Below are 14,704 nucleotides of genomic sequence, written 5' to 3'. Positions count from 1 at the left end.
CGCTCCGGACTGCGGATGATCCTCGACGCCGAACCCGATCTCACGGTCGTCGCCGAGGCCGCGAACGGTCACGAGGCCGTGCAGCGGATCGGGCATATTCCGGTCGATCTGGCGATCCTGGATATCGCCATGCCGCGGCTGACCGGGATCCAGGCCGCCCGGGAAATCCACCGCGCCGCACCGGAAGTGCGGATCCTGATGCTGTCCATGTACGACAACGAGCAGTACTTCTTCGAATCACTGCGTGTCGGCGCCTCCGGCTACGTACTGAAATCGGTGGCCGACCGCGACCTGCTCGAGGCCTGCCGGGCGACGTTGCGCGGCGAATCGTATCTGTATCCGGGGGCGGTGAATTCGCTGATCCGTGACTGGTTGCAACAAGCCGATCGCGACGAACCCCTGCCGCGCAGCCTGCTCACCCCGCGCGAGGAGGAGATCGTCAAACTCGTCGCCGAGGGGCACTCCTCACGTGAGATCGCCGGAGATCTGTTCATCAGTGTGAAAACCGTGGATCGTCATCGGGCCAACGTCCTGCAGAAGCTGGGGTTACGTGATCGGCTGGCGCTGACCCGCTATGCCATCCGGGCGGGACTCATCGAGCCCTGAAAGTGGCCCGCCCGGGCCGGGACTCAGATCTCGTGCCCGCCAGGGCAGCAGGGCGGAACTGGTGAGCAGCGCAAATGCGGCGACACCGATCGCGACGCGTACTCCGGTAGCGGCCGCGAGAACACCACCGAGGGCGATGAACACCGGTTGAACGCATTTCGCGGAGATCGACCACGCGGTGCCCACGCGCACCATATGGTCGTCGGCGGTGTGGTTCATCCGGCAGGCGGCGAACATCGGATTGAACACACCGGCACAGAAGAGCAGCAGGGTTTCGGCGGCGAGAACGACGGTGAGACCGAGCGCACCGGGTCCGGTGAGAACCAGCGGCGCGAGCCAGCAGGTGCGCAGGGTGCCCGAACCGAGCAGGACCGCCCGTTCACCGAACCGGGCGACGAGCCGCGGTGCGCACCACGCTCCCAGCAGGCCACCGACGCCGGGGATGCCCAGAGCAAGCCCGTACTGCCAGGGCGGGAACCCCAGCTCGCGGAGCATGAGCAGCGCCATCAGTGGCGTGACGAGTACCAGGGAGCCACCGAAGAGCATGGCGTTCCAGAACAGCCGGTGCAGGGTGGAATGCGCGGCGATGTAGGTCCAGCCGGTTCTGATCTCGGACAGGCCGGAACCGCTGCCGCCCTGTCGCGCGGGAATCGCCTCGGGCGTCCGGATTCGGCGGATGCCGAGCGCCGAGATCAGGTGACCGAGGGAGTCGACGATCAGCGTGGTCGTCGTGCCGAATATCGCGATCGCCGCCGCGCCGACGCCGGCGAGTGCCGCCATCAGGGAGACCTGCAGATCGGAGGCGCCGGTGAGCAGGATCGCGACCAGGGGCAGCGCGCCCGCTCCGATGGAGCTCCCTATCTGCCCGGCGGTGAACGCGGCCCAGAGCCGGTGGAAGTCGGGCGGCAGGCGGGTGGCAGTAGCCGGCCTGGGTCCGGCGGGCTCACCGGTGGGCCGGCGGTTCGTGGGGTGCGTCGCCCGACGGCGGGCCCCCACTATCCGAGGTGTCGTTCCTCGACCGGGGTGCTGAGCGAGGTTCCGTTGAGCTCCAGGTAGAGCTGGCGCTCGGTGACCGACACCGTGGCGGTGTTGCGGCGTTCGAGGGCCGCCGCCGCGGCATCCACGAAGGCGCGGTCGAAGGAGACGAGCGGGATGGTCTCGGCGCGATGGACCCGTTTTCCGGTTAGCTGCGCCAGCACTTTGGCGGGGTCGCGATGGGTGTACACCGCGACCCGCTCGGCGAGTTTGCTGCCGCGATGCACGCGGCCGGAATCCGGCGCGCCGACCTCGATCCAGGCGGTGATCCGGCCGGTGAGATCGCGGACCAGTACCGCAGGTTCGTCGGTGGACGAGACGCCGCCGTCGCTGAAGGTGATGCCCTCGGTGTATTCGAGGCAGTAGGCCAGGAGCCGGGTGATCAGGAATTCCGCGGTCTCCGACGGGTGCCGGGCCATCCGCAATTCCAGCTCCTGATAGACGCCTCGGTCGATATCGGACAGGTGCAGGGTGACGGTGTGCAGAGTCGCGCCGGTAGCCATAGGAGGGTCAGCTTAATGAACACCGTCGGATGAAGCCCATCCGCGATCCGCACGGCCGGAGTGGTGGCGCGCTGCCCGTCGCCCGCGAGCCGCGGCGGCGCGGGCCACTGGTGTGGGGCGATCCAGATGTTCTTGTGCAGTGTCACAAACATGCCGGATTCGACGGTGTCGTGGCGCAGAGGTGCCGGTGCCCGATTATCGCGGCCGCATGGGTCGGCGACGCGCATCCGGGCACGGTGGTGGGTGCACGCGCGAGTAGCCCCGGCCGGGTGGCCGGGGCTACCGCTGTCGAACGATTCCGCTGGGGCCGGATCAGCCGATGCTGAAGGGCTGACCCCAGACGCGGAACTCGGAGATGCCCTGCTCGGTGGTCGTCTCGACCCGCACGAAGGAGCGGGCCTGGGCGTAACCGGCGCAACCGTTGAGGCCGATGGTGGAATCGGTCCAGGTCACCGAGCCGTTCTGACCGGTGAACTTGATGGCGAAGGTATGGCCTTCGTTGCCGTACACGTCCGGCTTCTCGATATCGAGCAGCAGGAACGAGGTGGACTGACCCGGGCCGAGGGTCAGGTTGGCGCCGGAGCTGAGGTTGCCGGTCGTATTCTGGCCGGACTGGGTGAGGCCGCCTCCGGCGTTGCCGGCGCCACCGCTGATATCGACCTGGCAGCCCACGACATAGCCGGGGGTGATCTTGGTGCCCTTGTGCGGTCCGTGTACCTCGACCTGCGCACTACCGGAGACCCAGGCGTTGCGGTGCAGTGGGGTCGACCCCAACGACGGATTGATCGTCGCCGACTCGTTGGCGATACGAGCGGTGATGCTCAGCCCGTTGGGCAGTGTGTGGGTCAGCTCGCCGCCCGGCAGTGGGACGAAGGTGTCGGCGTTCGCCGCGCCGGTCGAGAACAGGCCGACGGCGGCGACGGACGCGGCCGCCAGGCCCGCGGCCCGCATTACGCTTTTCTTGATGACAGACATGACATTTTCCCTCTCGGAAAAGAATTCCGTTCAGCGACGGATTTGATCGACCAGATACGACGTGCGTCAGCCGATGCTGAACGGAGCTCCGTACAGGGTGGTCTTCGAATAGTGGTCGCCGATGATTTCGACGACGGCGTAGGACCGGGCCTGGGCATAACCGGCGCAGCCCTCGATCTGGATTTCGACGTCTTTGTAATCGACCCAGTACACGCCGGGCTTCGGAATATCGACGCCTTCGACGTTGACGAATTTGACATCACCTGGGCCGAGCTTGATGCCGAGCGAACCACTGGCACCCAGGCTGGAGGTGCTCACGCTGGCCGATACGCCGGCGGAGATGGCGTCGTCGGCGATACTGACCTGGCAGCCGACGATGTATCCGGCGCTGACGCGCGAAGTGCCGTGGGTGGACGAGTTGTTGGTGCCGGGAGCGTTCGTGGGGCCCCTCCAGGGGCCCGGGGTGCCTTCCGGAGTCTGGCTGACATCCGCGAAGACCCGCCCGCTGAGCCAGGCGACCCGGCCCGCGCCGTTGGCCGACAGCGACGGCGAGATGAGCGCGCTTTCGTCGACCCGGCTCAATTTCACGCCGGGTCCGATCTTTTCGCCGCCGGGGAGCGGTACAAAGGTGTCGGCATTCGCCATGCCTCCGGCGACGCCCAGTCCCGCCGCCGTCATCGCCGCTGTGGCAGCAATCGACTTGATATTCATCGTGGTTCCCTCATGGTTTTTGCGAATTGTCGCCGAATTCGGCCGGGCAGTGCCGCCCGGCGAAACGGCAGCAGTTTTCCCTGGGCCTTCCGCGCACGCGCGTAGGCCACGGTTCGGGGGTGTCTCTGCCCAATCGCAGGTGAAATCCGGCGGTTACGGAAAACCCACCGGCGGTGTCAGATCGTCTTCCTGGGCGATCAGGTGACGAATGGCTGCGTCATCTATTCCCTCATCCCTGTCCATCTTCTTGCAACCCGGCCGGGTTCGACCGGAAACTCTGCGGCGAGGGGGGAGGTGGGTATATGGGCGTCAGCAGCGTCGGAGTCCACATCCCTCACACCTCTCGCTCGTGTGTCGTTGCGCCGAGCGGAGGCTCGCCCCGGTCCGGGGAACGAACACCGCACGCGGACACCGTGGGTGCGGTGTCGGCGCATTCTGTTGCCAGCCAGTCTTCGGTTAGGTTAGCCTTCGCTCACTATAAACGTTTGCTAACAATATTTGTGAGCGATAACAGTGACCTACGTCATACGGGCCGGAAGGGGACGATTCGATGCACAGAAGGTGTGGCACCGCCTCATGACCGCCGGTTCGTCCTATGAATACCACACTCACCCGGGTGTCCGCAGGTGGACTGGATGGTTGCTGGGAGTTGTCGTCCTGGTAATCGCCTGCATACTGAGCCTTGTGGTCGGGGTGAGCCATATTCCGATCACGGAAATCATTAGTGCCCTGTGGGCGCCCGACGGATCGCCGGATGACCTGGTCATCAGCGAATACCGCCTGCCCCGTACGCTGCTCGGATTGCTCGCGGGTAGCGCGCTGGGCGTCGCGGGTTGTCTGATGCAGGGCCTGACCCGCAATCCGCTGGCCGATCCGGGCCTGCTCGGAATCAATGCCGGCGCCGCCTTCGCGATCGCGATCGCCGTCGCCTACCTGGGAGCCGATGGGATCTCCTCCTATGTCTGGTTCGGATTCGCGGGCGCCGCTGTAGTGTCTATAGCGGTGTTTCGGCTGGGAACCGTCGGTCGCGGTGGGACCGATCCGATTCGGCTCACCCTGGCCGGTGTCGCGGTGACCGCCGTACTCACCGGCGTCACCAAGGGGTTGATCCTGCTGAACCCGACCGCCTTCGACCAGATGCGGCAGTGGGACGCCGGTGCGCTGACCGGCCGCGGGTACGACGTGCTCGCCGGAGCGACCCCCTTCATCGTGGCCGGGCTGATCCTGGCCTTCGTAGCCGTCCGTTCGCTCAATGTCGTCGCGCTCGGCGACGATCTCGCCCGCGCGCTGGGCGTGCACGTCAACCGGACCCGGGCCTGCACCGCGCTCGCGTTGATCCTGCTCTGCGGTACCGCGACGGCGGCCGTCGGGCCGATCACCTTCGTGGGCCTGGCCGTCCCGCATATCGCGCGCTGGATCGTCGGACCCGACAATCGCTGGATCGTCGCCTATTCCCTCGTCCTCGCGCCCGCGCTGGTGCTCTTCGCGGATGTGCTCGGCCGGGTCGCGATCCCGCCCGACGAACTGTCCGCGGGTGTGGTGACCGCGTTCCTGGGTGCCCCGGTGCTGATCTGGCTCGCCCGTCGCTCGGAGCTGAGGCAGTCGTGACCACGGTGCGCAAGCCGCCGCGTCTCGGCGTCGCCTCCTCCGTCGACTTCGGCCGTTCGGTCCGGGTGCTGCGCCTGCGCGGTGTCACCGCTCGTTTCGGAATGCGCGGCCTCGTGGTGACCGTCGTACTGCTGGTCATGGCCTGTGTGGTGGCGCTGCTCGCCCTCGGCACCGGAGATTTCGCGATTCCGCCGGACCGGGTGTTGCGGGCGCTGCTCGGCACCGGGGTGGGCGGCGACGAACTCGTCGTGCGGGAATGGCGGTTGCCCCGGGTGCTCATGGCGCTCGTTCTCGGCGCGGCACTCGGGATCAGCGGTGCGATCCTGCAGTCGGTCACCCGTAATCCGCTGGGCAGCCCCGATATCGTCGGGTTCAATTCCGGCGCCTACACCGGAGCGCTGCTGGTCATCCTGTCCGGTGGCGGCTACTACGCCACCGCCGCCGGGGCGGTCGGCGGCGGGCTGGTCACCGCGCTCGCGATCTTCTTGCTCGCATTCCAGCAGAACGTCAAGGGTTTCCGGCTGATCATCGTCGGTATCGGTGTCGGGGCGATGATGGCGGCGATCAACACCTGGCTCATCCTGCGCGCCGATCTCGACGAGGCGATGTCGGCGGCCGCGTGGGGAGTCGGGACGCTGGATGGGCTGACCTGGGACGAGATCGGGCCGGCCCTGATCGTGCTGGCACTTCTGGCGGTGGCGGTGATCCCCGCCGCGTACCGGTTGCAGGTGCTGGAATTGGGCGACGACGCGGCCCGGGCGCTCGGAATCCGAGTGGGACGGGCACGGCTGGCGCTGATCGTGCTCAGTGTCGCGTTCACGGCCGTCGGTACGGCGGTGGCGGGTCCGATCGCGTTCGTCGCGCTCGCGGCACCGCAGCTGGGCCGGCGACTGGCCCGGACTCCGACGACCGCGCTCCTGCCGGCGGCGGCGATGGGGGCGCTGCTGCTGGTGGTCTGTGACTGGATATCGCGGCGGCTGTTCGCACCGACCAGCGTGCCGGTCGGTGTGGTCACCGCATCGATCGGCGGTGCGTATCTGGCCTATCTGCTGGTGGCCGAGGCTCGACGGAACTGAGGGAATCATCGTGGACGAAAAACTTGAGCACAGCACCGTCGAGGTGGCCGCGGACGCGTCGGCCGGCGGATCCGGGGCGCGGCTGCGGGCCGACCGGCTACGGCTCGGCTACCGCAGCAGGGTGATCAGCGACGAACTGACCGTCGATATCCCCGACGGCACCTTCACCGTCATCATCGGCCCGAACGCGTGCGGGAAATCCACCCTGCTGCGGGCGTTGTCGCGACTGCTGGCACCCGAGTCCGGTGCGGTACTGCTCGACGGTAAACAGATCGGCAGCTACCCGGCCAAGGAGGTCGCTCGGCGGATCGGATTACTGCCGCAGACCTCGACCGCGCCGGAGGGGATCCGGGTCGCCGATCTGGTGGCCCGGGGCCGCTATCCGCATCAGTCGCTGATCCGGCAGTGGTCGCGCCGCGACGAGGAGGCCGTGGCCGCGGCCATGGCGGCCACCGGAGTATCCGATCTGTCGGGTCGGCTGGTCGACGAGCTGTCCGGCGGTCAGCGGCAACGGGTGTGGATCGCGATGGTGCTCGCCCAGGAGACGCCGATCGTGCTGCTCGACGAACCGACGACCTTCCTCGACATCGCCCACCAGATCCAGCTACTGGATCTATGCCGTGAATTGAACCGGAAGACCGGGCGGACGGTTGTCGCGGTGCTGCACGATCTGAATCACGCGTTCCGTTACGCCGACCACCTGATCGCCATGCGCGACGGCGCGGTGGTCGCGGCCGGGGCGCCGCGCGAGATCGTCACGGCCGAGCTCGTCCAGCAGGTCTTCGACCTGGGCTGTCGGGTGATAGACGACCCCGAAACAGGCGCCCCGCTGGTGGTTCCGCTGGCCGAGAACGCGGTGCGGACGGCCTGAACGAGACAAACTGGGACAGGTCTACTACAGGATAGATGTTTCGCTTCAGTAAAGGTTAGGCTACCCTCAACTGTGGTCGCGTGTCGTGCCGGTCGATAGGGAACGGGTATCGGCAGCGCACCGGAAGTGCTTCACAGCGAAGGGAGTTGCCGTGCCGGCGGCAGTGCAGGATGCCTCGAAGGCAAGCGATCCCGGGTTACCGCTCACCGGCCCTCAGCTGGGGATTTGGAACGCACAGCTTTTCGATCCGGAATCGGGTCGCTATCTGGTCGGGGAGGTCCTCGAGATCTCCGGCGACACCCCGATCGATGTCGAGGCACTGGCCGAGGCGATCCGCCGGACCGTGGCCGAAGCGGAGAACATGCGGCTGCGCTTCCGCGATACCGAGGCCGGTCCACGACAATTCGTCTGCGACGAACCCGCGGTCCTGCAAGCGATGATCGACCTGCGTGGTGCGGCCGAACCCCATTCGCTCGCCCACGAAGCGGTCGCGCTGGAACGCCATCAGGCGGCGCGGCGGTGCCGCGGCATGGTCGACCGGCGACTCTACAACTACACGCTGATCCGGCTCACCGACTCCGAGGTGTGGTGTGTGCAGCTGTACCACCATCTGATCGTCGACGGCTACAGCGCGGCATTGCTGTCGCGCCGCGTCGCAGCGCATTACACCGCCCTGCGCAAGGTCACCGAGCCACCGAAGGCGACTTTCGGCGCGATCGCCGAGCTGGTGGCCGACGAACAGAATTATCGCGACAGCGAGCAATTCGCGGACGACCAGCGCTACTGGCGTGCACAACTCGATCCCGCGCCCTCGCTCGACGGTCGCGGTACCGCCCTCGGCGGGGCGGTGGAGCGCACCATCCGCGCCGAGGCGATCCTGCCGGCGGAAACGCTGGAGCGGCTGCGCAGTTGCACCGAGCGCTACCGGATCACCTGGGCCGACGGCCTGATCGCCTGCTACGCCGCCTATGTGCAGCGGTTACTGGGCAATTCCGATGTCGTGCTGTCGATGCTGATGATGGGCCGGGTCGGCCGGGTCGCGCTGAGTACACCGGCGATGGCGGTGAACGTCCTGCCGCTGCGGGTGGCCGTGCACGCGCACGACACCGTCGGCGAACTCGGCGTCCGCGTCGCGGAGACATTGCGGGAGATGCGCAAGCATCAGCGCTACAGCGGTGCGGATCTGGCCCGTGACCTCAGTGGTTTCGGGGCGGGTGAACTGCTGCACGGAATCGGGATGAATCTCAAGGTCTTCGATTTCGCGCTGGATTTCGACGGTGCCAGAGGTGTCCTGCGCAATGTGGCCGGCGGACCGCCGGAGGATCTCGGGCTGGTCGTGACCCCGCTGCCCGATAAATCGGTACTCCTGGGTTTCGAATGCGATGCGCGGACCAACGATCCGGAGACCGCCTACCGCCGGGTGGCGGGTCTGGTCCGGGTCGTCGAGGCGTTCACCGAATTGGACAAGGTGGCGGTCGGGACGCTGGAACTGATCGACCGCGCCGACCGGGAGCGCCTGCTGGACGACCGGTCGGGACCTCCGGCCGCAACGGGTGCCGAACTGGTGCCCGCCGCGCTGGACCGGATGGTCGCGGAGTACGCCGACGCCACGGTCCTGGCGGACGGGACCCAGCGCTACACCGGTGGCGAACTGGGTGATCGGGTCCACCGGCTGGTCCGATATCTGCGGGACCGGGGTGTGACTCCGGGCGCGCCGGTCGGCGTCGCCCTGCCGCGCTGCGCCGATCTCGTGGTCGCGCTGCTGGCGGTCTGGCGGGCCGGCGGCATGTATCTGCCGCTCGACCCCGAACATCCGGTGCCCCGGCTACAGGCCGTGATCGACGACGCCCGCCCGATCCTGGTGCTCACCGACTCCGCGCTGGCCGAGGTACTCGACTGCCGGGCAGTGGACCTCGGCAGCGAACCGGTGCGCACCGCGTTGCGTGAGTATCCGGGCACCCCGCCGGTCGCCGCCGAAACCGGGGAGCTCCGCGGCGATCACCCCGCCTATGCGCTCTACACCTCCGGTTCGACGGGCACGCCGAAAGGCGTGGTGATCGACCACGCCGCCCTCGCGCAGCTGGTGGCCGGGCACCGATCCGGGATCTACGCCGAAACCGTGGAGCGGGCCGGCGGGCGCCGCCTGACAGTCGCGCACACCACCTCGTTCGCCTTCGACGCCGCTCTCGATCCGCTGCTGTGGTTGCTCGACGGGCACCGGATCCATCTGTACGACAGCACGATCCGGCGCGACCCGGCGGCCCTGATCGCGGCGTTCCGCGCCGACGGGGTGGAGGTCGTGGACGGTACCCCGACCCTGGCCGCCGCGCTGTTCGCCCACGGCCTGGCCGAACTCGTCCCGCGGCTGCTGGTGCTCGGCGGTGAGGCCTGCCCGCCCGATCTGTGGCAGCGGGTGCAGCGCGCCGGGATCACGGCGGTCAACCTGTACGGCCCGACCGAGGCCACCGTCGACGCCATCGGCGCACCGGTGCGCGGCCCGGACCCGCATATCGGCGTCCCGCTGCCCGGGGTACGGGCCTATCTGCTCGACAACGGCCTACAGGCGGTGGCGGACGGACAGCCCGGCGAGCTCTACCTGGCGGGTGCGGGTATCGCGCAGGGCTATCTGGGCCGGCCGGGATTCAGCGCTCAGAGTTTCGTGGCCGATCCGTTCGGTCCGCCCGGGTCGCGGATGTACCGCACCGGCGACCGCGCCCGCTGGGTGCCCGGTAGCGGTTATTTCTATTCCGGGCGAGCCGATGCCCAGGTGAAGATCCGCGGGCACCGGATCGAGATCGGTGAGGTGGAAGCCGCGCTGAGCGGGCTTCCGGAAGTGGCCGCGGCGGCGGCGGATATCCGAGATATCGCGGGTCGCGCGAGCTTGATCGGCTATATCGTCGCGGCACCCGATTCGCCGGCGCCGACCACCGGACCCGGCGAACTCGGTGCCCGCCTGCGCAACCGGCTGGCCGAATCGCTGCCCGACGCCATGGTCCCGACCCGGATCGTGGTGCTCGACGAATTGCCGTGGACGGTGAACGGCAAGGTGGATCGTGCCGCGCTGCCCGAACCGGCCGAGCCGGCCGGTGGGCGCGCACCGGCCACCGCGGCCGAACGTGCGGTGGCCGAGGTGGTCGCGGAACTGCTCGGTAGCGATACCGTCGATATCGACGACGATTTCTTCGGCGCCGGTGGCGACAGCATCACTGCCATCGGGGTGTGCACCCGATTGCGCGAACGCGGGCTGATCCTCGCCCCACAGGATCTGCTGACCCGGCGTGGTCTCGCCGACCTGGCCGCGTGGGCCGCGACCGCGGATCCCGCAGTGGGTTCCGGCGCCGGACAGACGCCGCACGCCGATACCGTGTCGATCGCCCTTCCACCGGACAGCACCGCCGAACTGGCTGCCGCGTATGGGCCGATTGCCGATGTACTACCGCTGTCGCCACTGCAGGAAGGGCTGCTGTTCCACGCGCTGCGCGACGGCGCGGCCGATGTGTACACGCTGACGGCCCGCTTCGAACTGTCGGGTCCGGTGGACCCGGACCGGCTGGGCGCGGCATTCGCGACAGTACTGCGACGACATCCGAACCTGGGCGCTGCCTTCCGATACGAACAGTTCGATGAACCGGTGCAGGTGATTCCCCGGGCTCCGCGGGTGGCCTGGCGGTTCGAGGATCTGCGCGATCGGGCGGCCGCGGACGCCGAGGAGAGCGCGCTGGCGCTGGAAGTCCGGGCCGGTGCGGAAACCTTCGATATCGCCGAACCGCCGCTGCTGCGGGCGCTGCTGATCCGGCTTTCCGATACCGCGCACCGGCTGGTGCTCACCGCCCACCATCTGCTGGCCGACGGCTGGTCGGTGCCGATCGTACTGCGCGAGATGCTCGCCCACTATCACGGTGAGCAGTTGCCCGAACCGGGTTATTACGGAACCTATCTGGCCTGGCTCGCCGCCCGCGACAGCGATGCGGCCGCCCGCCACTGGGGCGACTATCTGGGCGGGCTGTCCGCGCCCAGCCTGATCGGGGCTCCCGGGCCACGGTCGGCCGCGGTGGGCCTGAACGTGCCGCTGGCCGAGGAGACCGCGGCCGCGCTCGAATCGTTCGGCCGGTCCCACGGGCTGACCATGAACACGCTGCTGCAGGGCGCCTGGGCGCTCGTCCTCGCCGAACAGCTGGGCAGTGATGATGTGGTCTTCGGCGCGGTGGTGTCGGGGCGGCCGAGTGAGCTGCCGGGCGTGGCGGGGATGGTCGGACTGTTCAGCAATACCGTTCCGGTCCGGATGACCCTGGATCCGGGTCGTCCGGTGACCGAGCAATTCGCCGGATTCCAGCGGACCGCACTCGAATTGCAGAACCAGGGCTATCTGGGTCTGGCCACCGTCGAGCGGGTGGCCGGGATCGGCCGGTTGTTCGACACCCTTGTCGTCTATGAGAATTTCCCGAAAACCGGCGTGCAGGGTAATGATTCGCACGAGGTCGCCGTGGCCGGTGTCACCGTGCACAGCCTCACCCACTATCCGGTGACCGTGACGGCACTGCCCGGCGACCGGTTCCGGCTGATGCTGCACCATGATCCGGGTGCGGTGGACGCCGCCACCGCCGAACGTATGGCCGGGCGGCTCGGGTCGGTGCTCACCACCCTCGTGGCCGATCCCGCCGCCACCGCCGGTGCCGTCCGGGCGGCCACCCGGCATCCGGATACCCGCGGCCACACCATGGCCGACTGGGGCCCGAGCAGCGTGCTCGATCCCGAAGCTCCGGCGATCACCGTCGAGGGCGTGACGATCGGTTACCGCGAATTCGAGGCGCGGACCAACCGATTGGCCCGCTGGCTGGTTTCGCGGGATGTCGGACCCGAGACCGTGGTGGTGGTCGCCATGGCGCGCAGTGCCGATTCGGTGATCGCCGCGCACGCGATCTGCCGGGCCGGCGGAGTGTACTTGCCGGTGGATCCGGGGCAGCCGGTCGAACGCGTCGACACCATCCTCGCGACCGCCGCCGCCCCGCTGGTGCTGACCACGAGCGCCGATGCCTTCGAAACCGGCCGAGCGCCTGTCGTCTCCGTCGATACGCTCGACACCGCGGAGTTCGCGGACGCCGCGCTCACCGATGCCGATCGGCGTGCGCCGCTGCGGCCGGACAACGCGGCCTACCTGCTGTTCACCTCCGGCTCCACCGGGGTCCCCAAGGGTGTGACGGTGGCGCACGAGGCGATTGTGAACACCTTCGCCTGGTTGCAGGAGCAGCACCGGTTCGGAGTCGGCGATACCGTGCTGTACCGCACTCCGGCGACCTTCGACGCCTCGCTGCTGGAGATCTTCCTGCCGCTGCTGGTGGGCGCTCGGATCGTGGTGGCCAGACCCAACGGTCACCGCGACCCCTACTACCAGGCCCGGTTGATGGCCGACGAGGGGGTCACCGCGATCCAGATGACCTCGTCCATGCTGACCACGACCGCCGACGAGAGCGATCTGTCCGAATGCGGCGCGCTGCGTTGTGTGTTCACCGGCGGTGAACCGCTTCCGCCGGCGACAGCGCAGCGGTTCCGCACCGCGACCGGAGCCCGGGTGAACAACCTGTACGGGCCGACCGAGGCCGCGGTCTGCATCACCTATCACCGGACCGACGACTCCGACACGGTGACAGTGCCGATCGGACGTCCGCCGGGCGGGGCCGGCGTTCGGGTGCTCGACGACAAGTTGCTGCCGGTGCCGTTCGGCACGGTCGGCGAGCTGTACCTGACCGGGATCCAACTCGCCCGCGGCTATCTGCACCGGCCGGAACTGACCGCGCGCACCTTCGTCGCCGATCCGGCCGGGACCGGCGAGCGCATGTACCGCACCGGCGATCTGGTGCGCTGGGGCGCAGGCGGTGAACTCGAGTACGTGGGCCGCACCGACAGCCAGGTGAAACTGCGCGGGCAGCGGATCGAACTCGGCGATATCGAATCGGCGATCATGCGCCGTCCCGAGATCGCCCAGGTGGCCGTGATCCTGCGCGAGGACAATCCGGGTGATCAGCGCCTGGTGGCTTATCTGCGGACACGCGCCGGCGCGACGGTGGATACCGACGCGGTGCGGGCGACGGTACGCGAAGCCCTGCCGGAGTACATGATTCCGGCGGCCTTCGTGGAACTCGACCAGATCCCCATGACGATCAGCGACAAGCTGGATCGCAAGGCTCTTCCGATTCCGGACTATCCGGTGGAGGTACCGGCGGTCGCCGTCGCCGCGATCGTGGACCCCACGCTGCCCGCGGTCGCCGCAGCGGTGCTCCAGGCGATGGCCGCTGTGCTCGGCGTCGTGGCCATCGGGCCGGACGACGACTTCTTCGCCGCGGGCGGCCATTCCCTCACCGCGGTCCGGCTGGTCGGCCGGTTGCGCCGGGCGGGGCACGGGGCCGTGGTCGACGATATCTTCGAGGCACCCACCGCACGGGCTCTGGCTGCGCGGATCGAGGGCACGGCGATCGACATCGTGCCGGAATCCGCCGGACCGCCGCGGGACTCCGGGATCGACACTCCGTCGGAGGAGATCGCCATGCTGGGCCGGCGCCTCGACCATGTGCTCGAACTACGGACCCGAGGGTCGGCGGAACCACTGTTCTGCGTGCATCCGGTGGGCGGAACGGCATGGCAGTTCACGCCGCTCGCCCGGCGGCTGCGCGCGGACCGGCCGCTGGTCGGACTGCAGTTGCCCACATTGCGCGGGGCGGAATCGGGCGCCGCGACCATCGACGAGCTCGCCGCGCGATATCTCACGACCATCCGGGAGATCCAGCCCGACGGGCCCTATCACCTGCTCGGCTACTCCCTGGGCGGCAATATCGTGCATGCGATCGCCGCCGCCCTCGCCGCGGCCGGCGCGGAGGTCGCGTTCGTCGGACTGGTCGATTCGCATCCGCTCGCGAATCTGGCCGATCAAGCCACCGAGGCGCTGTCGGATCCGGCTCGCCTGGCCGAGCTGCTGCCGGAACTTCCCGAGGACGCACCTGATCTCGCGGCCCTGATCCGGGGTGCGGCCGGTGAACTGCTCCGCATGGTGACCGTTTCCGAGGCTCCGAGTTATTCCGGGCCGATGGCGCTGTACGCGGCCGATCCCGGCGGCTCCGACGATGCCGCGCGGGTCGCCGCCCAGCTGTCGGGCTGGCGCGGTGCCGGAGCCCGGATCACCGCACGCCGGTTGCCCTACACCCACTTCGGGATCGTCTCCGAGCACGGCTGGTCGGAGGTCGCCGCGCTGCTCGATACCGAACCGGCCCTGCGGACCTGATCGCATGACTTCGTCGTGGCACTGTCCGGTGCCCCGGCGGTTCGAG

General features: G+C 68.5%; 9 protein-coding genes. 5 read left to right on the top strand and 4 right to left on the bottom strand.

Translation table 11 applies throughout. The features are described 5' to 3' along the window. Positions 1-15: 15 nt before the first annotated feature. Positions 16-606: a response regulator transcription factor gene (locus tag OG405_RS18865; protein WP_327152404.1), complete on the top strand. Its 591-nt coding sequence runs from the start codon at positions 16-18 to the stop codon at positions 604-606. On the opposite strand, the gene OG405_RS18860 is transcribed toward OG405_RS18865, so the two are convergent. From OG405_RS18860 to OG405_RS18845, 4 genes are all read right to left on the bottom strand, one after another. Then, positions 547-1,602, bottom strand: a complete 1,056-nt coding sequence (locus OG405_RS18860) for an MFS transporter (RefSeq protein WP_327147789.1) — start codon at positions 1,600-1,602, stop codon at positions 547-549. The genes OG405_RS18865 and OG405_RS18860 overlap by 60 nt on opposite strands. After that, the gene (locus OG405_RS18855; RefSeq protein ID WP_327147788.1) at positions 1,602-2,144 is read right to left on the bottom strand and encodes a YaeQ family protein; all 543 of its coding nucleotides are present in this window, start codon (positions 2,142-2,144) and stop codon (positions 1,602-1,604) included. Before OG405_RS18855 ends, OG405_RS18860 begins: the two co-directional genes overlap by 1 nt. Before the next feature lie 312 nt (positions 2,145-2,456). Next, positions 2,457-3,119 (bottom strand): MspA family porin, encoded by a 663-nt coding sequence (locus OG405_RS18850; RefSeq protein WP_327147787.1) that lies wholly within the window; start codon positions 3,117-3,119, stop codon positions 2,457-2,459. A gap of 66 nt (positions 3,120-3,185) precedes the next feature. Beyond that, on the bottom strand, positions 3,186-3,830 hold the full coding sequence (locus OG405_RS18845) for an MspA family porin (protein WP_327147786.1): 645 nt from the start codon (positions 3,828-3,830) through the stop codon (positions 3,186-3,188). A gap of 576 nt (positions 3,831-4,406) precedes the next feature. Here OG405_RS18845 and OG405_RS18840 point away from each other — a divergent pair. From OG405_RS18840 to OG405_RS18825, 4 genes are all read left to right on the top strand, one after another. Further along, the gene (locus OG405_RS18840; RefSeq protein ID WP_327147785.1) at positions 4,407-5,438 is read left to right on the top strand and encodes a FecCD family ABC transporter permease; all 1,032 of its coding nucleotides are present in this window, start codon (positions 4,407-4,409) and stop codon (positions 5,436-5,438) included. Next, positions 5,435-6,514, top strand: coding sequence for a FecCD family ABC transporter permease (locus tag OG405_RS18835; RefSeq protein ID WP_327147784.1), 1,080 nt, complete (start codon positions 5,435-5,437; stop codon positions 6,512-6,514). The genes OG405_RS18840 and OG405_RS18835 overlap by 4 nt, the downstream gene beginning before the upstream one ends. A 43-nt stretch (positions 6,515-6,557) precedes the next feature. Next, entirely contained in the window at positions 6,558-7,385 is an 828-nt protein-coding gene (locus tag OG405_RS18830; RefSeq protein ID WP_327152403.1) for an ABC transporter ATP-binding protein, read from the top strand. 151 nt (positions 7,386-7,536) lie between these two features. Next, a complete protein-coding gene (locus tag OG405_RS18825) occupies positions 7,537-14,658 on the top strand; it encodes a non-ribosomal peptide synthetase (protein WP_327147783.1) in 7,122 nt (2,373 codons plus the stop codon). The last annotated feature ends 46 nt before the right edge of the window (positions 14,659-14,704 follow it).

The sequence above is a fragment of the Nocardia sp. NBC_01329 genome, from assembly GCF_035956715.1.
Taxonomy (GTDB): domain Bacteria; phylum Actinomycetota; class Actinomycetes; order Mycobacteriales; family Mycobacteriaceae; genus Nocardia.
This window is presented reverse-complemented; position numbering and strand designations above follow the sequence as displayed.

Coding starts and splice junctions, on each gene's coding strand:
- OG405_RS18865 (WP_327152404.1), top strand. CDS start 16: ATGATCCTCGACGCCGAACCCGATCTCACGGTCGTCGCCGAGGCCGCG.
- OG405_RS18855 (WP_327147788.1), bottom strand. CDS start 2,144: ATGGCTACCGGCGCGACTCTGCACACCGTCACCCTGCACCTGTCCGAT.
- OG405_RS18850 (WP_327147787.1), bottom strand. CDS start 3,119: ATGTCTGTCATCAAGAAAAGCGTAATGCGGGCCGCGGGCCTGGCGGCC.
- OG405_RS18845 (WP_327147786.1), bottom strand. CDS start 3,830: ATGAATATCAAGTCGATTGCTGCCACAGCGGCGATGACGGCGGCGGGA.
- OG405_RS18840 (WP_327147785.1), top strand. CDS start 4,407: ATGACCGCCGGTTCGTCCTATGAATACCACACTCACCCGGGTGTCCGC.